The organism is Sulfitobacter mediterraneus, assembly GCF_003054325.1.
In the GTDB taxonomy this organism is placed as follows: domain Bacteria; phylum Pseudomonadota; class Alphaproteobacteria; order Rhodobacterales; family Rhodobacteraceae; genus Sulfitobacter; species Sulfitobacter mediterraneus.
Map to the genome: position 1 here is coordinate 71,800 of NZ_QBKU01000010.1, position 17,639 is coordinate 89,438.

At 59.4% G+C, this 17,639-nt stretch carries 15 protein-coding genes; 13 read left to right on the forward strand and 2 right to left on the reverse strand.

What is annotated here, in order from left to right; translation table 11 throughout:
- The first annotated feature begins 20 nt into the window (after positions 1–20).
- On the forward strand, positions 21–3,785 hold the full coding sequence (locus C8N31_RS15660; RefSeq protein ID WP_231476831.1) for a translocation/assembly module TamB domain-containing protein: 3,765 nt from the start codon (positions 21–23) through the stop codon (positions 3,783–3,785).
- A 3-nt stretch (positions 3,786–3,788) separates the two neighbouring features.
- Here C8N31_RS15660 and C8N31_RS15665 read toward each other — a convergent pair whose 3' ends face one another.
- The gene (locus C8N31_RS15665; protein WP_338063692.1) at positions 3,789–4,349 is read right to left on the reverse strand and encodes a flavin reductase family protein; all 561 of its coding nucleotides are present in this window, start codon (positions 4,347–4,349) and stop codon (positions 3,789–3,791) included.
- Positions 4,350–4,592: 243 nt separating this feature from the next.
- On the opposite strand from C8N31_RS15665, the gene C8N31_RS20405 reads away from it, so the two are divergent.
- Both C8N31_RS20405 and C8N31_RS15675 read left to right on the forward strand, forming a co-directional pair.
- Complete coding sequence (locus tag C8N31_RS20405; protein WP_025048670.1) at positions 4,593–5,753, forward strand: sensor histidine kinase; 1,161 nt, start codon at positions 4,593–4,595, stop codon at positions 5,751–5,753.
- Entirely contained in the window at positions 5,750–6,160 is a 411-nt protein-coding gene (locus C8N31_RS15675; protein WP_025048671.1) for a response regulator, read from the forward strand. The genes C8N31_RS20405 and C8N31_RS15675 overlap by 4 nt, the downstream gene beginning before the upstream one ends.
- 43 nt (positions 6,161–6,203) lie before the next feature.
- On the opposite strand, the gene acs is transcribed toward C8N31_RS15675, so the two are convergent.
- Positions 6,204–8,159 (reverse strand): acetate--CoA ligase, encoded by a 1,956-nt coding sequence (gene acs, locus C8N31_RS15680; RefSeq protein ID WP_025048672.1) that lies wholly within the window; start codon positions 8,157–8,159, stop codon positions 6,204–6,206.
- 321 nt (positions 8,160–8,480) lie between these two features.
- Here acs and C8N31_RS15685 point away from each other — a divergent pair, with 321 nt between their 5' ends.
- From C8N31_RS15685 to C8N31_RS15730, 10 genes are all read left to right on the forward strand, one after another.
- Positions 8,481–9,494: a C4-dicarboxylate TRAP transporter substrate-binding protein gene (locus C8N31_RS15685; protein ID WP_025048673.1), complete on the forward strand. Its 1,014-nt coding sequence runs from the start codon at positions 8,481–8,483 to the stop codon at positions 9,492–9,494.
- Positions 9,495–9,586: 92 nt separating this feature from the next.
- Complete coding sequence (locus C8N31_RS15690) at positions 9,587–10,216, forward strand: TRAP transporter small permease subunit (protein WP_025048674.1); 630 nt, start codon at positions 9,587–9,589, stop codon at positions 10,214–10,216.
- Complete coding sequence (locus C8N31_RS15695; protein ID WP_025048675.1) at positions 10,216–11,616, forward strand: TRAP transporter large permease; 1,401 nt, start codon at positions 10,216–10,218, stop codon at positions 11,614–11,616. The genes C8N31_RS15690 and C8N31_RS15695 overlap by 1 nt, the downstream gene beginning before the upstream one ends.
- Positions 11,617–11,722: 106 nt before the next feature.
- Positions 11,723–12,913 carry an AraC family transcriptional regulator gene (locus C8N31_RS15700; protein ID WP_146173143.1) on the forward strand — a complete coding sequence of 397 codons (1,191 nt, stop codon included), beginning with the start codon at positions 11,723–11,725 and terminating at the stop codon, positions 12,911–12,913.
- Positions 12,914–13,139: 226 nt separating this feature from the next.
- Positions 13,140–13,508: a glycine zipper family protein gene (locus C8N31_RS15705; RefSeq protein ID WP_025048677.1), complete on the forward strand. Its 369-nt coding sequence runs from the start codon at positions 13,140–13,142 to the stop codon at positions 13,506–13,508.
- Positions 13,509–13,691: 183 nt separating this feature from the next.
- Complete coding sequence (locus C8N31_RS15710) at positions 13,692–14,558, forward strand: SDR family oxidoreductase (RefSeq protein WP_025048678.1); 867 nt, start codon at positions 13,692–13,694, stop codon at positions 14,556–14,558.
- 100 nt (positions 14,559–14,658) lie between these two features.
- Positions 14,659–15,675 carry a tRNA dihydrouridine(20/20a) synthase DusA gene (dusA, locus tag C8N31_RS15715; RefSeq protein WP_037918627.1) on the forward strand — a complete coding sequence of 339 codons (1,017 nt, stop codon included), beginning with the start codon at positions 14,659–14,661 and terminating at the stop codon, positions 15,673–15,675.
- Between the two features lie 29 nt (positions 15,676–15,704).
- Positions 15,705–16,526 carry a sulfite exporter TauE/SafE family protein gene (locus C8N31_RS15720; protein ID WP_025048680.1) on the forward strand — a complete coding sequence of 274 codons (822 nt, stop codon included), beginning with the start codon at positions 15,705–15,707 and terminating at the stop codon, positions 16,524–16,526.
- A complete protein-coding gene (locus C8N31_RS15725; RefSeq protein WP_025048681.1) occupies positions 16,520–17,272 on the forward strand; it encodes a hypothetical protein in 753 nt (250 codons plus the stop codon). Before C8N31_RS15720 ends, C8N31_RS15725 begins: the two co-directional genes overlap by 7 nt.
- A 117-nt stretch (positions 17,273–17,389) precedes the next feature.
- On the forward strand, positions 17,390–17,626 hold the full coding sequence (locus C8N31_RS15730) for a hypothetical protein (RefSeq protein ID WP_025048682.1): 237 nt from the start codon (positions 17,390–17,392) through the stop codon (positions 17,624–17,626).
- The last annotated feature ends 13 nt before the right edge of the window (positions 17,627–17,639 follow it).

Here is a 17,639-nt window from a genome sequence, read left to right on the forward strand (position 1 = left end):
TCCGTCTCCTTCTCGCATGCGTGGTTTGGGCCATTGGCCTGACGGCGGCTTTGGCCCAAGACGATGACAAAGGCTTTCTGACCCGCAGCATCCAAGACGCCCTCAGCGGGGCAGGGCGCGACGTCAGTATTGATGGTTTCAAAGGCGCGCTGAGCTCTTCGGCATCGTTCGACCGGATGACTATCGCCGACCGGGACGGGATCTGGCTGACGCTTGATGGTGTGGAACTGGTCTGGAACCGTTCGGCGCTGCTGCGCGGGCGGCTTGAGGTGGAAAAACTGACCGCGCAGAAACTGGATATCCCGCGCCTGCCATTGCCCGAAGAAAACACATTGCCACAAGCAGAGGCTACCCCGTTCAGTCTGCCGGAATTGCCGGTCTCGGTGGAGCTGGCGGAATTTGCGGTGCAGCAGATCAACCTGGGTGCGCCCCTGCTGGGCGAGGCGGCACAGCTTTCTGTGCAGGCGTCCGCGCGTCTGACGGACGCGGTGGCGGATGTGGATGTGACGGCAGATCGCACAGACGGCAAACGCGGCAGTTTTGCAATCCGGGCCAATTTTGCCCGAACGGACAACATCTTGGATTTGCTGGTCAAACTCAGCGAAGGCGAGAAAGGCATCGCGGCCAAGCTGCTCAATCTGCCGGGGCAACCTTCGGTGGATTTGCAAGTGGCAGGCAAAGGGCCACTGGATGATTTTGCCACCGACGTGACCGTCGCGACCGAAGGGCGGGAACGTCTGGCCGGACAGATCACCCTCGGCGCACAGGCCCCGCGCCGTGCCTCTGGCACCCCCGACCGGCGCATTCAGGCCGACATTGGCGGCGACATCACTGCTTTGCTGGCTCCCCGATACCGCGCGTTTTTTGGCGATGACGTGCGCCTGACCTTGGATGCGGTGCAGGAGGCCAGCGGTGCTTTGGCGGTGGATGCTTTTGCCCTCACTGCGCAGTCGGCGCAGGTCCGGGGCAAGTTGGCGCTGAACGCGGAAAGCTGGCCGGTTCTGATCGATATTGATGGCCAGATCGTAAGCCCGGATGGCACGCCCGTGGTTTTGCCTGCCGGCGGCGCAGGTCTGAGTGTGGACAAGGCCGACCTCAAGATCGCCTATGACGCAGCCAAGGGTGATGCCGTTAAAGCGGTGTTCGATACCACAGGTCTGGTCACGGGCGGCACTACGGTGCGGCAAAGCCGGATCGCACTGGACGGAACATTGCAATCGGCGCAGGGCAGTCTGCGGGCCTTTGACGGGGATGTGACGGTTGAGGCTGCGGGCATTGCGCTTTCTGATCCGGCTTTGTCCGAGGCGTTGGGAGATCAGATCACCGGCGCGGCGGCCGTGTCTTATGCCGAAGGTCAACCAACCCGAGTTGACGGGCTGACCTTGACGGGCACCGATTACGGGCTGTCCGGTATGGCGGTGGTTCAGGGGCTGGCCGAAGGCTTTGCCACCCAGTTGGATGTCTTGCTCAAGGCCGATGATCTCAGCCGGTTCTCGGCTTTGGCGGGGCAGGAATTGGACGGGCGCAGCGATTTGGCCCTGGCCGGGCGGGTGACCCCGCTCAGCGGCGAATTTGATGTGCAGATCAAAGGCACGACACAGGATCTGGCCATTGGTGTGGCGCAGGCCGATGCCTTGCTGCGTGGGCGCACGGTTCTGGATGTGCTTGCCAAACGCACCGCCGATGGCACCTTTTTGCGCGATCTGTCTCTGCGCAACGCGGCGCTGAACCTCAGCGGCGATGCCGAATTGCGCAGCGAAGACAGCCGCGCCGAACTCAATGCCACACTCAAGAATATAGGGACGGTCCTGCCGCAATACAGCGGACCGGTGCAAGCGGCAGTGGTCGCAACCCAAGACACAAGCGGCTGGCGCATCGAGGCGCAGACCGATGGACCTTACCGGGCCGTTGCCACAGTGAACGGCGCGGTGACGCCTGCGGTGGATTTCCGGTTTGATCTGGATGTGCCGGAGGTGCGCCCGCTTGCTGAACAGCTTAAGGGACCACTTAAGGCCAGCGGCACTGTCAAACAAACCGACAAAGGCTTTTTCATCGACACGGCGGCAAGCGGTCCCTTTGGTGCCAAGGCGCTGGTCGAAGGGTTGGCTACGGGTCCGGACATTGCGCTGACCTTTGATGTTTCCTTGCCCGATGTGCACCCCCTGGCGCCCGGTGTCTCTGGCCCCTTGGTCGCCAAAGGCGTGCTGCGGCAGACACCACAGGGGATCGCGGTAGATACCAACGCCACCGGCCCCTATGCAACCCGCGCCTCCGTTCAGGGAGTCGTGACAGGCCCGAATGCGGCAGTGGACTTTACGCTGGCGATGCCAAACATCGGGGCGGTGGTGGACAAGGTGAACGGGCCGCTCAACCTCAGTGGCAGCGCCCGCAAGCAGGGGAACGGCTGGCGCGTCGATACGGACGCCAACGGCCCGTCTGGCACTCAGGCGAACTTTGCGGGGCTGGTCAACACGGACGGCACGATGAACGCAACACTGCGCGGGGATGTGCCGCTTGGGCTGAGCCGTCCATTCCTTGCGCCGCGCAATTTGCAGGGGCAGGCCCGGTTTGATCTGGCGATCAATGGCCCGCCCGCTCTGTCCTCGCTCAGCGGCACAGTGCAAACGAACAATGCGTCTTTTACCACGCCCAACCTGCGCGTCGCTTTGAACAATATCGCGGCACGGGTTCAACTGGGCGGCAATCGCGCGGTGATTGATGTGCAGGGACAAACGGTCAACGGCGGCACCCTGCGGGCAGAGGGGGCGGTGACCCTCACCCCCGCTTTGCCTGCCGATCTGAACATTGCGCTGCGCGATCTGGTGTTGATTGATCCGCAGCTTTACCAAACCTCACTGCGGGGGGTATTGCGCCTTGCCGGACCATTGACAGGCGGTGCAAGGATCAGCGGCCAGATCGACGTCGGCGAAACCAACGTAAGCGTGCCATCCACCGGCATGACCAGCATCGGTGACATCCCGCGGATTAACCACATCGGCGCAACACGGCCGGTTCTGTCCACCCGCAGAAAAGCCGGATTGAACGGCGCCAGCGCGGGCACGGATCCCGCTGCACAGGCCAGCGGACCGGGCTTTGGACTGGACATTCAAGTGAACGCGCCGCGCCGTATCTTTGTACGGGGCAGAGGGCTGGACGCGGAACTGGGCGGCAATCTCAAGGTGACAGGCACTACAAACCGGGTGATCTCAACCGGCGCGTTTGAGCTGATCCGGGGGCGGCTCGATATTCTGGGCAAGAGGTTCAATCTGGTAGAGGGGTCGATCTTTTTCCTTGGGGATTTGATCCCCTACATCCGGTTTGTGTCTTCGACGGATACCAAGATAGGCGAGGCGCGGGTGATCGTGGATGGCCCTGCGGATGATCCCAAAGTGTCGTTCGAATCCACACCGGACGCGCCGCAGGACGAAGTGCTGGCCCAGCTTCTGTTCGATCGCAACCTGTCGGATATTTCCGCCTTTCAGGCGCTGCAGCTGGCAGGGGCGGTGGCCACCTTGGCTGGCCGTGGCGGCGGCGGTGTGATCTCGAACCTGCGCGACGGCTTTGGGCTGGATGATTTTGATGTCACCACCAACAGCAACGGTGCAACCGCAGTGCGGGCGGGCAAATATATCTCAGAGAACATCTATACGGATATCACGGCGGCCTCTGATGGAACGGGCGAAGTCTCTTTGAACCTTGATCTTACGCCGAACCTCAAGGCCAAGGGCACGCTTGGCTCTGACGGGAACAGCGGTCTGGGGATCTTCTTTGAGAAGGATTACTGAGGGTCAGCTGTTGGGCTGAAACCGGCCAAAGCGGCCCTGATCAAACATCAACCCGGCACCTTTGCCGCGCCGCTCTGTGACCTCGGTGACTCTGCCCAGAACGATCGAATGATCGCCAGCAGGATGCACCGCAAAAGTCTCGCATTGGAACGCGGCCAGACAGCCCGCCAGATGCGGCGTGCCATGATCACCAGTGGTCCAGTCAAAGCGGTCAAAACCGTCACCATTGCGTGCAAAATGATCGGCAAGCCGTTGTTGATCATCACCCAGCACGTGAATGCAGAAATGCGAGGCCTGCACAAAAGCGTCATGGCGCTGGGAGCGCAAAGCGGGCGACCAAAGTACCAGCGGCGGGTCAAGGGAGATCGACGAAAAGCTATTGGCCGTCATGCCAATCGGCCCCATCGGGGTATCCACTGTCACGACGGTCACACCTGTGCCGAACCGCCCAAAAGCGTGGCGCAGGGCCGCCCCATCATCAGATTGCGGGGCAAAAGTGATCACATCGTCATCCATCGCGCCAAGCGGTGCCACGGCTGCCTGTAATTGTCCATAACGCGCCATAAGAGGTTGCGCCTTTTCTGCTCTGGATCGGTTTCTCAGACCTTCTATCTAGGGCGCGAATGCGCATTGCGCAGGGTCAAAATGCGGCATTTCCAAGAATTCTTCGCCCTAGTGGCGCAGAAAAAGCGCTCCGTGTAGGATATGGAACCGGGAAAAAGTGAATATTAACCACTTTTCAACGAATGCGCTTTAGCGATCAAACGGGCCGCTATTTGACAGCCAATCAGCCGCTCCGGAGCATTTGTGCAAGACAGCAATTATCTCAAGGCAGAACTGACCGATCTGATCCAGTCGGACGAAAGCACCTGGAACTTTATCCAGCAAGGTTCGCTTGACGGGATCTGGTATTGGGATCTGGAAGACCCCGAAAACGAATGGATGAGCCCCGAGTTGTGGCAATTGTTCGGGATTGATCCCGCGACCAAGGCGCATTCCCCGGATGAATGGCAGGATATCATCTTTCCCGAGGATCTGGCACTGGCCCTCAAGAATTTTGAGGCCCATTGCGCCGATCCCGATTGCCCCTACGATCAGGTGGTGCGTTATCGCCACGCAGATGGATCGATTGTTTGGGTACGATGTCGGGGCCTCGCGATCCGCGATGAAACAGGCAAGCCGATCCGCATGTTGGGCGCCCATACCGATCTGACCGCCGTCAAAAAATCCGAAGAGAATGCGCGCGAAGGGTGGCGTGCGGCAGAGCTGGCAAATTCAGAGTTGAAATCATTTGCCTATTCGGTCTCCCATGACATGAAAGCCCCGGCAAACACGCTCAAACTGCTGTTGGACGAGATGGAGCATCTGGGATTTGGCGCAGAGGGGGATGAGGCCAGGTCCATTCTCGATATGGCACAAAAGACAGTCGCGAGGATGCAAACCCAGATCGACGATATCCTTGATTACACAAGTGTTATTGGTCTGGAGCCGGAGCTGGAACCGCTGGATCTTTCTAAAGTCGCCGCCGAGGCCGTGGCCGCGTTGCAGGCTGATATCCTGGTGGCGAACGGCGAGGTCAAAATTGGCCCGCTGCCTTGGGTAAACGGGGCCGCCACCCAGATGAATATCCTGTTCCAGAACCTGATCAGCAACGGGATCAAGTTTCGCCGCAAAGATGTGGCCCCAGCGGTGCGCATCGATGCGGATATTGATCCGGTCGATGGCAAAGTCACCGTTCGGTTCACCGACAATGGCATTGGCATCTCAGAGGCCGACCAGCCGCGCATCTTTGCGCTTTTCCAACGGTTGCACACCCGAGAGAACTTTGCCGGCACCGGCATTGGGCTGCCGCTGTGCCTGCGGATTGCGATGATCCACAAAGGCGCCCTTGAGGTGGCTTCCACCCCCGGTGAAGGCACCTGTTTCTCGTTGGTCCTGCCAGGGCGATCTGGCGGGGAAGCCAAATGACGGATCAAAACACCATCGGCTGCGCGATGATTGTCGATGACGAGCCGTTTGATCAGATGATGTACGAGCGCATCCTGAAACGGTCAGGCCTGGTCGATCAAGTGATTGGCTTTCAATATGCGGCCGAAGCGCTGGACTACCTGGCGCGGCCGGACCGTTCCAAGGTCGATGTGATTTTTCTGGATATCAACATGCCACGCATGAACGGTTTTGAATTTCTGGAAGCGGCGAACCGTGATCTTGGCCCGGCGTTTGTCAAAGTCTGCGTTGTTATGTTGACCACATCCATCGCACCCGAAGATCGCGCCCGTGCAGCCAGTTATGACGCCGTGCGCGATTTCATTTCCAAACCGCTTGGCAAGGATGACGTGGTGCATGTCGCAAATCTACTGGCCGAAGTACAATAACGGATCAAAGGATAGGGGGCCGGACGGCCCCCATAAATAGCGATCAGCGGTTCATCCGGTTCTCGATCAGATCATCCACCACCGATGGATCCGCGAGCGTTGATGTGTCGCCCAAAGCGCCATAGTCATTCTCGGCAATCTTGCGCAGGATACGCCGCATGATCTTGCCAGACCGTGTTTTCGGCAAACCGGGCGCCCATTGAATCAGATCGGGCGAGGCAATTGGCCCGATTTCCGTGCGCACCCAATTGCGCAACTCAAGGCGCAGCTCTTCGCTTGGCTCTTCGCCGCCCATCAACGTCACAAAGCAATAGATGCCCTGACCCTTGATCTCATGTGGATAGCCGACCACCGCCGCCTCTGCCACCTTAGCGTGAGCGACCAACGCGCTTTCCACTTCGGCGGTGCCCATCCGGTGCCCTGATACGTTGATCACATCATCAACACGGCCCGTGATCCAGTAATCGCCGTCGGCATCACGCTTGCAGCCATCGCCAGTGAAATAATAGCCGGGGTAGTCGGAAAAATAGGTTTTCTCGAACCGCTCATGATCGCCCCAAACGGTGCGCATCTGACCCGGCCAGCTGTCTGCAATGCACAGCACGCCCTCAACAGGATTTGCGGTCAGCTCTTCTGCAGTGGTGGGTTCCAGCACCACGGGTTTGATCCCGAAGAACGGCTTCATCGCCGCGCCGGGTTTCATGTCATGGGCGCCGGGCAGGGGGGTCATCAAATGCCCGCCCGTTTCGGTTTGCCACCATGTATCGACAATCGGACAGCGCCCGCCGCCCACCACGTCGTTGTACCAGTTCCATGCCTCGGGGTTGATCGGCTCCCCCACCGTTCCCAGCACCTTGATGCTGCTCAGATCGCATTTGGTCACAAAGTCATTGCCTTGCCCCATCAACGCCCGAATGGCTGTCGGCGCGGTATAGAACTGATTGACCTTGTGTTTCTCGCAAACCTGCCAGAACCGGCTGGCATCGGGGTAGGTTGGCACCCCTTCAAACATCAGCGTGGTCGCGCCATTGGCAAGCGGCCCATAGACAATATAGCTGTGTCCCGTGACCCAACCAACGTCCGCTGTGCACCAATAGATATCGCCCTCATGGTAATCAAAGGTGATCTCATGGGTCATCGCCGCATAGACCAGATAGCCGCCTGTGCTGTGCACCACGCCTTTGGGCTGTCCGGTAGAGCCGGAGGTGTAGAGGATAAACAGCGGATCTTCGGCGTTCATCTCTTCGGGCTCACAGGTGTCGGCGGCATCCGCTGCCAACGCATTGTAATCAAAATCGCGCCCGTCCACCCATGTGGTCTGACCCCCCGTGCGTTTGACCACCAACAGTTTCACACTGTCTGAACAATGCAACAACGCCTGATCGGCATTGGTCTTGAGCGGCGTGGCCCGCCCGCCGCGCGGGGCGTAATCGGCGGTGATCACCACCTTGGCCTCCGACCCATTGACCCGCGCCGCCAAAGCATCAGGCGAAAATCCAGCAAACACAATCGAATGGATTGCGCCAATGCGTGCACAGGCCAGCATGGCATAGGCCGCCTCGGGTATCATCGGCATATAGATGATCACGCGGTCGCCTTTGCCCACCCCCATATCGCGCAGGATGTTTGCCATCTTGCACGTTTGACTGTGCAGCTCACGATAGCTGATGTGCTTGGCGTCCTCGTCTGGGCTGTCCGGCTCCCAGATGATGGCGGTTTGATCGGCGCGGGTCTCCAGATGCCGGTCAACGCAATTGGCCGAGACATTCAGCGACCCGTCCGCGTACCAGTTGATATGGACGTTGCCCAAGGTGAAATCGACGTCCTGCACCTGACTGAACGGTTTGATCCAATCCACACGCGCCGCTTGCTCGCGCCAGAACCCGTCTGGATCATCCACGGAGGCCTGATACATCTGGGCATACCGCTCTGCGTTCACATGGGCATTTGCGGCCATCTCGGCGGATGGTGGATAGGTCTTAGCGGCGTCGTCGGACATGATGGTCCCCTCCCTTGGTGATCTGTCGTCTGTGATGCGCCGGGCTGGTGGCCCATTGCATCCCTCCTGCGAGGATCATAGCGGGCTGAGAAGGGAAGGGAACACGCAACTGCGACCCCCCGCAGGCAAGGCAGATCAATTTGCAGACAATCGAACAGTTCCTGATTGCCCGCGCGGCGCCTGAGGCGTCGGAGAAATGCAAGGCAAGACAGGTGGCGCTTAAATCTTGTGCAGCGATCGGGCTTGGCAGTTTCGTCTGGGCGGGCTAGCTTTGATCCCAAGCGCACGAAAGTGTTGCGCGTATCAATGGGAGAGACATCAATGACCAAATACCTGAGCGGTGCAGCTGCCTGCGCCCTGAGCCTTGCCTTTGTCACCGAAGCGGCCGCGACCGAATGGAATGTGTCGGTCTGGGGCAAACGCCGCGCCTTCACCGAACATGTTGAAAAACTTGCAGAACTGGTTTCTGAAAAAACCGGCGGCGAATTCACCATGAACGTCAGCTATGGCGGGCTGAGCAAGAACCGCGAGAACCTCGACGGGATTTCTATCGGCGCGTTCGAGATGGCGCAGTTCTGTGCGGGGTATCACCGTGACAAAAACCGCGTTGTGACCGTGCTGGAGCTGCCGTTCCTGGGCGTTGAAAACCTGGAACAAGAGGTTGCCGTGTCCAAGGCGGTCTACGCGCACCCAGCGGCCACCGATGAGATGGCGCAGTGGAATGCCAAACTGCTGATGACCTCGCCAATGCCGCAGTACAACCTTGTCGGCACTGGTGATCCGCGCAGCACACTGGCCGATTTCGAAGGCATGCGCGTGCGTGCCACCGGTGGTCTGGGCAAAGCGTTTGAGGCGGTTGGCGGTGTGCCAACATCCGTGACCGCGACCGAAGCCTATCAGGCGATGGAATCGGGCGTTGTGGACACGGTTGCATTCGCACAGCACGCGCACCTCAGCTTTGGCACCATCAATCAAGCCGATTGGTGGACTGCAAACCTGAACCCCGGCACTGTGAACTGCCCGGTGGTGGTGAACATCGACGCCTACGAATCCCTGTCCGACAAAGAGCGCGAAGCGCTGGACAGCTCAGTCGATGAGGCGCTCGATCACTATCTGGCCAACTACGGTGCATTGCTTGAAAAATGGGACAGCGTGCTGGCCGAAAAAGGCGTGCAGAAGGTTGAGATCGCCCCAGAGGTGATCGCAGAATTCCGCGCCAAGGCCGCCGATCCGATCCGCGATGCATGGATCAAAGACATGGAAGCGCAGGGCCTGCCGGGTCAGGAGCTTTATGATCTGGTTGTGAAAACGCTGGCCGACGCCAAAGGCAGCTAAGCGTTTCGGGGGCGGGGTAACCCTCGCCCCAATGCAACAGTCGTAGGGCGGGGTTCACCCCGCCTTACCCTTCCCAAAAAAGGATGATGCACATGGCTGGATCTGCCGCAGTGCTGGAGGATTCCAGTGTTCTCAGCAAACTTGACCGGGCCTTGCTTCCCATCGAACGCTTTTGCGCCTTGCTCAGTGGATTGGCGATCTTTTCGCTGATGTTTCTGGCGGCTTATTCCGTTACGGGCCGCAAGTTTTTCGCCTCTCCTTTGGCGGGCTATGTCGATTACATCGAAGCGGCGATGCCGATTATCGCTATTATGGGCGTGTCTTACGTGCAGCGGGATGGCACTCATATCCGTATGGATATGCTGGTTGGCGCGCTCAAAGGGCGGCTGTTGTGGCTGTTTGAGCTGATCTCGGTGCTGCTGATGCTCTTGCTGATTGTCGCCCTGACCTGGGGCGCATGGGAACATTTTGACCGCTCGTTTGATTGCGCGCGGCCCCTGTGCAGCCGCGACAGTTCCATTGATATCGGCATTCCGATCTGGCCCAGCAAACTGGTGGTGCCGGTCGCGTTTTTTGTACTCAGTTTGCGTTTGACCTTGCAGGCCTGGGGCTATGGCCGCGCCTTGGTGCTGGGGCTCAATAACCCCGTGGCGGTGCCGTTGAACCTGACGGTCGCGGAACAAGCCATGCACGAGGCCGAGATGCTGGAAGGGGCCGATTGATGGAACCCATTGAAATTGGCCTTTGGGTCTCGGGCGGGATGCTCTTGTTGGTGGTGCTGGGCATGCGCGTGGCCTTTGCCGCGGGTCTGGCGGGCTTTGTCGGGCTGGTTTGGCTCCGCTGGAACGGGTTTGATTATGACCCGGACCGTTTTGGAAAAGCGCTTGAAATCAGTGTGAAAATCGCCGGTCTGACGCCCCATTCCAAGGTCAGCGCACAGGTGCTGTCGCTGATCCCGGTGTTCATCATGATCGGCTATCTGGCCTATTACGCCAAATTGACCACGGCGCTGTTTGAGGCCTGCAAACGCTGGTTTGCCTGGGTGCCGGGCGGTCTGGCGGTCTCAACCGTGTTTGCCACTGCCGGGTTTGCCGCGGTGTCTGGCGCGTCTGTGGCCACGGCGGCGGTTTTTGCCCGTATCGCCATCCCTGAAATGCTCAAGATCGGGTACAACAAACAATTCGCCGCGGGCGTCGTGGCGGCGGGCGGCACGCTGGCCTCGCTGATCCCGCCATCGGCCATTCTGGTGATCTATGCGATCATCGTGGAACAGGACGTGGGCAAACTGCTTTTGGCGGGGTTCATTCCCGGTGCGTTCTCGGCGGTGGTCTACGCAATGTTGATCATTGGCATCGCGGTCATCTTCAAATCTGTCGGACCGCCAGTCAGCGGCTTTACCTGGCGCGAACGCTTTGAATCCCTGCCGCCAGCCCTGCCGATAGTCGCGGTGGTCGTGATCATCATCTTCTTTGTTTACAACCCCTTTGGCGATGCTTGGGGCACCCCCACCGAAGGCGGCGCAGTGGGCGCATTCATCATCTTTCTGATGGCGCTTTATCGCGGCATGCGCTGGGGACAACTGAAAGAAGCGCTGCTGGAAACAGCGAAACTGACGGTGATGATCTTCACGATCATCTGGGGCGTGCTGATCTATGTGCGGTTCTTGGGCTTTGCCGAATTGCCCGATGCCTTTGCCGATTGGATCACTTCGCTGGAGATGTCACCACTGGTGATTTTGGTCTGCATTCTGCTGGCCTATGCGGTGCTGGGCATGTTCATGGATGCGATCGGGATGCTGCTGCTGACATTGCCGGTGGTCTATCCGGCGGTGATGGCCCTGAACGGCGGTGAGGCGGTTGCGGCGGCTGACAGTGCCTTTGGCATGTCCGGTCCGATGTGCGCGATCTGGTTTGGTATTCTGGTGGTGAAAATGGCGGAGTTCTGCCTGATCACCCCGCCGATTGGCCTCAACTGTTTTGTGGTTGCTGGCGTGCGCGAAGACCTGACCGTGCAGGACGTTTTCCGCGGCGTTATGCCGTTTTTCATTGCCGATGCGGTGACCATCGCCTTGCTGGTGGCCTTTCCGGGGATCGTGCTGTGGCTGCCCTCACTGGTGGGCTGACCGGAGCGAAACATCGCTGCTCTTTGACCTTTGGGCCCGCGCCAGCTAACACCTGCGCGGGCCTTTTGCCTGTTTGATTGACCAAAGCCATTTTGATGACGACGCGATGACCCTGTCTTTTGACATCTATACCGAACAACTGGGGCTTGCTGCCGGGCTTGGCATCTCGCTGTTTGTTTTTATCGGCCTGAACCGGCGTTTGTTTGAACCGGTTGAGCGGCGCATGCACATCTGGGCGATGATGGCGTTTTTCGCAATAAATGCGCTGGATATGCTCGATTCCATTTTGTTTGACGGGCCGTTCACCGGGCCCGCGGCCCTCTACCAATGGCAGGATGTTCTGATCCCCGGTTTTATGGTGTCGCTGTATTTCTTTGTGCGCGGGCTGACCAGTTCTGACCCGCGCCTGCGCCAGACCGATTGGGTACATGTGCTGCCCTTCGCCTTTGCGCTGCTTTGCCTTGCGCCCAGTCTGGCCTTGCCGGGGCAGATGCGCATCGGGCTGGATGCGCTGAACATCCGCCTGCCTCAGCAGCGGTTGATTGCCTTTGGTGAAAATGCGTTCTGGATTTTGTGGATACTGGTTCTGATCCTCTATGGCGGCATCTGCATCCGGCGTCTGATCCGGCACAAACGGGTCATTCGGGATCTGTTTTCCGATCTGACGGGCAAGACCCTGCGCTGGCTTGACGGTCTGGTCGCGACAATCCTGTTGCTGGCGCTGATCGTTATTGTCGATGAAATCTTGATCCTTTCAGGCCTGCCAAAATTGCGCAGCGGGATGGTTGGCGTGGCTTTCGATCTGGTGCTGGCCATCGCCTTTGGTGTTTTTGCGCTGCGGGCAAATCCGCCGTTGCCCAGATGGTCAAAGGACATCAAGACCGATCAAAAAACCCAGATACCAAAACCAGAACAGCCCCAAGAGGCGGGCGCATCCTACGCCAGATCGGGCCTGCAAGCCGAGGATCTGGAACGCTATGCCAAGCGGCTGGACGCGCGGATGTCCAAGGATCACCTGTGGCGCGATCACGATCTGAACTTGCGCAGCCTCGCTGCCGCGATTGCGGTTCCGCCGATCCACCTGTCCGAGGTGCTGAACAGCCATCTGGGTCTGTCCTTTTATGACTATGTGAACCAATTCCGCATCAAAGACGCTTGTGACCTGTTGGCAGAGCCGGGCCTCTCCATTTTGGAGATCAGCGAGACTGTGGGCTTCAACGCCAAGTCCACGTTTAACGCGAGTTTCCGGAAAGTGACGGGGCAAACGCCGTCCGAATGGCGGCGCAGGCACCTTTAACACCGCAATGTAACCCATTGAAAACAATCGGTCAGGCAAGTGGGCGCGTACCAGCCAGCTTGTCCGTACGTTGTTTCCAGCCGGTCCGGTCGCCGCGCCAGCCCGCTGTTGCCATATCCGTTTCAGATCAAAGGCGAGGATGTTCCAAAGGCGAACAAATTGCTCGCGGTCTGAGGCGGCGCAGTGCTGGCCTCACTTCAAAAAACAAAAAACTGGAGATCACACCATGAAACATCTGACCCTGCTGAGCTTGCCTTGTGTGGCCTTGATTGCGGGCTGTTCAGGCACCGGTGCGCAGCATCAGCCCATTGTTGATGGCACGCCGTCTGCCGCATTTCACAGCGATCTGACCGCTTGCCAATCGGTGGCCAAATCGCGCCGTTGGGACAATGCTGAAACACGGCAAAACGTTATGCTTGGCACCGCGATGGGCGCTGCCATGGGGGCTGCGGACAAGGACGGCGGGACGGCGCTTGGCGGGGCCGTGGCGGGCGCACTTGCAACAACCCTTGGCGGCGCTGTCAAATCCCGCGATGCCTGCCGGCACATCGTTGTCACCTGCATGCAGCAGCGCGGGCACCGGGTTGTTGGATAGGGTCGGCCATGGCAAAGTTTCTCAAAAACCGCCCTCTGGCCACCACGGCCGTTGTCGCCCTTTGGCGGCATTGGTGGAACGGCAGGCCGCTATGACCGCGCGTGGCAAACCGCATTTGAACATCGTGCAGCAGCGGGGAAACCTGCCTGCACAGATCGCCTGTCAACAACGGAGGATTGGCTGATGCCAACCGTTTTTATCGCCGGTGCAACCGGCTATCTGGGCCGCTTTCTGGCGGCGGAATACAAGGCGCAGGGTTGGCAGGTTAGGGCGCTGGTCCGCGATGCAGGCCGGGCCCGTGCCTCTGGCCTTGTGGCCGATGCGATGATCGAGGCAGAGGCCACTCAGGCGCATACCTTGGTAGGCACCATGGCCGGGGCCGATCTTGTGGTCTCGGCTTTGGGGATCACGCGCCAACGCGATGGGCTGACTTATTGGAACGTCGATTATCAAGCCAACGCCAACCTTTTGGCAGAGGCGCTGAAAGCCGGGGTCACGCGGTTTGCCTATATCCACGTGCTGGGCGCAGAACAGATGCGCCATGTGCCATTGGTGGCGGCCAAACAGGCCTTCGCGGACAAGCTCATTGCCGCGCCCATCGCCCATACCATTATCGCGCCCTCAGGGTATTTCTCGGACATGTCGGATTTTTTGGATATGGCGCGATCCGGGCGGGTCTGGCTGTTTGGCAGTGGGCAGAACCGGATCAACCCGATAGACGGCCAAGATCTGGCACAGGCCACGGTGGAGCTGACCCGCGCCGGGGCAGAGATGGCACATGTCGGCGGTCCGGATGTTTTGACACACAACCAGATCGCCGAACTTGCCTTTGCCGCTTTGGGCAGGCCAGTGAAAATCACCCATCTGCCCGACGTGTTGCGGCGTATTACGCTCAAAGTCCTTCCTTGGATCACGCCGCGCCACATCTCTGGCCCTGCGCAGTTTTTCCTCACCGCAATGGGCATCGACATGGCCTGTGAGCGTTACGGCACCATCCGGCTTAAGGAACATTTCGCTGATGTGGCGGCACAAACCCCGACAAAGACATGATGGGCAGGGCGGCAATTGGGTGCCTATGCGCCGCTCTATTGTTGCCCCGCGCATTTTGTTCTAGTTCACGGGTCTGATCCTGACTGCCCAAAGAGCGCCCATGCACGACCTGCCCAACACCCTAGATCGGCACGCCCGCCTGTCCGTCGCCCCGATGATGGACTGGACCGACCGCCATTGCCGGTACCTGCACCGATTGCTGAGCCGGAATACGCTGCTCTATACGGAAATGGTCACCTCGCCCGCTTTGGTGCGGGGCGGGGCGCTGCATTTGCTGGACTTCAACGCCTCTGAACACCCTGTTGCCCTGCAACTGGGCGGATCGGATCCGGCTGAGCTGGCAGAGGCGGCGCGGCTGGGGGCAGAGGCTGGATATGACGAGATCAACCTCAATGTGGGTTGCCCGTCCGATCGGGTGCAATCGGGGCTGTTTGGTGCGGTGTTGATGGAGAACCCCGCGCTGGTGGCCCGCTGTGTGTCCGCGATGCGGGCGGCGGTGGATGTGGATGTCACCGTCAAATGCCGGATCGGGGTGGACGACCAAAACCCCGAAGAGATTTTGCCAGAGTTTCTGGCGCGGGTGATTGCAACGGGATGTACTCGTGTGAGCATTCATGCGCGCAAGGCCTGGTTGCAAGGGCTGTCCCCCAAGGAAAACCGCGACATCCCGCCGCTGGATTATCCGCTGGTGCACCGCATGAAAGAGCTGTTTCCAAATCTGCACATCTCGGTCAACGGGGGCATTACCACGCTTGATGAGGCTGAGGCGTTTCTGGATGCCGGCCTCGACGGAGTGATGATCGGGCGCAGCGCCTATCACAGCCCGGCAGATATTCTGTGCCAAGCGGACCGGCGGATTTATGGCGACGGTGCCGACACGACCCCAGAAGAGGCCGTGCGGGCCATGGTGCCCTATATTGAGGCGCATCTGGCAGAGGGCGGGCGTTTGCACCAGATCACCCGTCACATGCTGGGTCTCTTTGCGGGTCGGCCCGGCGCACGCATCTGGCGGCGGACGCTGTCCGAAGGGGTCAGCAAACCGGGGGCCGATGTGTCACTTGTGCTTGAGGCGCTGGACCAGATCGAGACACTGGCACAGACCCGCGAAGCGGTGTAGCAAAACCTAGACCTTGAGGGAGAGTGCAAATGCCAGAGACCGATTTGCTGTTACAAATGGCGCTGATGTTGATGGCCATCGGTGCCTTCGCCGGGGTGCTGGCCGGGCTGCTTGGCGTGGGCGGTGGCATCGTTTTGGTGCCTGCGTTTTTCTACGCGTTTCAGACCCTTGGCTATGATGGCCCGCAGCTGATGCAGATGTGTCTGGCGACCTCGTTGGCGACAATCATCGTCACCTCGCTGCGGTCGGTGCACAGCCACAACAAAAAGGGTGCGGTGGATTGGCAGATCCTGCGCAGCTGGGCGCCGGGGATCGTGATCGGCGCAATCATTGGCATGCTCTTGGTGGCGCAACTGCGGTCCGGCACCTTGCAAGCGATCTTTGGCGGTCTGGCCTTGATCGTGGGCCTCTATATGGGATTTGGCCGCGCGGAATGGCGGCTGGGTCAGGCGATGCCAACGGGCGTTTTGCGGGCGGTTCTATCCCCCGGTGTTGGGTTTCTATCGGTTCTGATGGGCATCGGCGGCGGCAGCTTTGGCGTGCCGTTGATGAGCCTGTTTAACACGCCCATTCACCGTGCCGTTGCCACCGCCGCCGGGTTTGGTGTGTTGATTGCGGTGCCATCCGTGATCGGTTTCCTGTTCGTGGATATGCAAGCTGGCAAACCGCCGTTGACCATCGGAGCGGTCAATCTCGTGGCCTTCGGCATCATCATAGCGATGACCCTGATCACCGCGCCTTTGGGCGTGAAGCTGGCCCATGCGATGGACCCCAAGCCGCTCAAACGGGTGTTTGCGGTGTTTCTGGTTCTGGTCGCCGTTAATATGCTGCGCAAGGCACTGGGGTGGTAACGGATCTGGAGACCGAAGGCTTTGATGTCTTCGATCCGGACGAGGCGACGCTGACATGGGCTGCGGCTGCGCTTGAGGTGGCCAAAAAACTTGCTGCTGATCAGGACATTCAAAACGCCAATCTGCGCCATGGCAAAACGTGGTTTGTCGGTGTGGATGTTTTGCCGAATGCCTCCGACGGGGCAATAGAGGCCGTGCCTCTTAAGGGGCCGTGGCAGGATCACATTGAGCCGCCCGCGCAGTGGCACCGTGCCCAACTTTCAATCGTTTATCCCGGCTATCCCAAACAGGACGTCGATGAAAGCGAGGGCAACCACCGTTACCGGATCACCCGCTTTGCTGCCCATGTGGACGGGTTGCTGCCGATGGGGCCGGATCGCCGGAGATTTATGCAAGAACCACACGGGTTTATTCTTGGTCTGCCGCTGAACCAAAGCGATGCTGCGCCGCTGATGGTCTGGCCCGGAAGTCATAAGGTTATGGGGCGGGCATTTCGGGCGGAGATTGGCAACCGCGACCCAAAGAGTGTCGATATCACAGAGGTTTACCATGCTGCCCGCCGCAAAGTGTTTGACCGTATCACGCCCCGGCCAGTAACTGCCGCGCCGGGACAATCCATTCTGTTGCACCGACATCTGTTGCACGGTGTCGGGGTCTGGGGGCCACAAGACACCGCGCCGCCAGAAGGCCGGATGATCGCCTATTTCAGACCGGAAATTGCACCATCCGATTGGCTTGAGGTCTGACAAATCTACCCGCATAGGTGGCAATTGCGCCCACAATCACCTTGGGGTCGCCACAATGTTGCCATTTCGGAAACGATAATAGCCAGTGTCGAAACAATGCTATTGAGGCATCACGCTATGAAAATCATTCTGACAGGACCGCAAGGCAATCTGGCATATTACGCCCAGAAAACACCGCGCAGAACCAAACGTGCGTTTGGCTTTCAAGGGCGGTTCAAGCATCAGCAAGCGCTTGGATTTGCACGGCTTCCGGCATTTGGTGCCAATGGCAACCACGCGCCCACGGGCCATGAAGGGGCTGCGACGTCCAATCTGGCTCTGGATTTGCTGTTCAACATCGCTGGCAAGCGCTAGGCCCACCAGACCA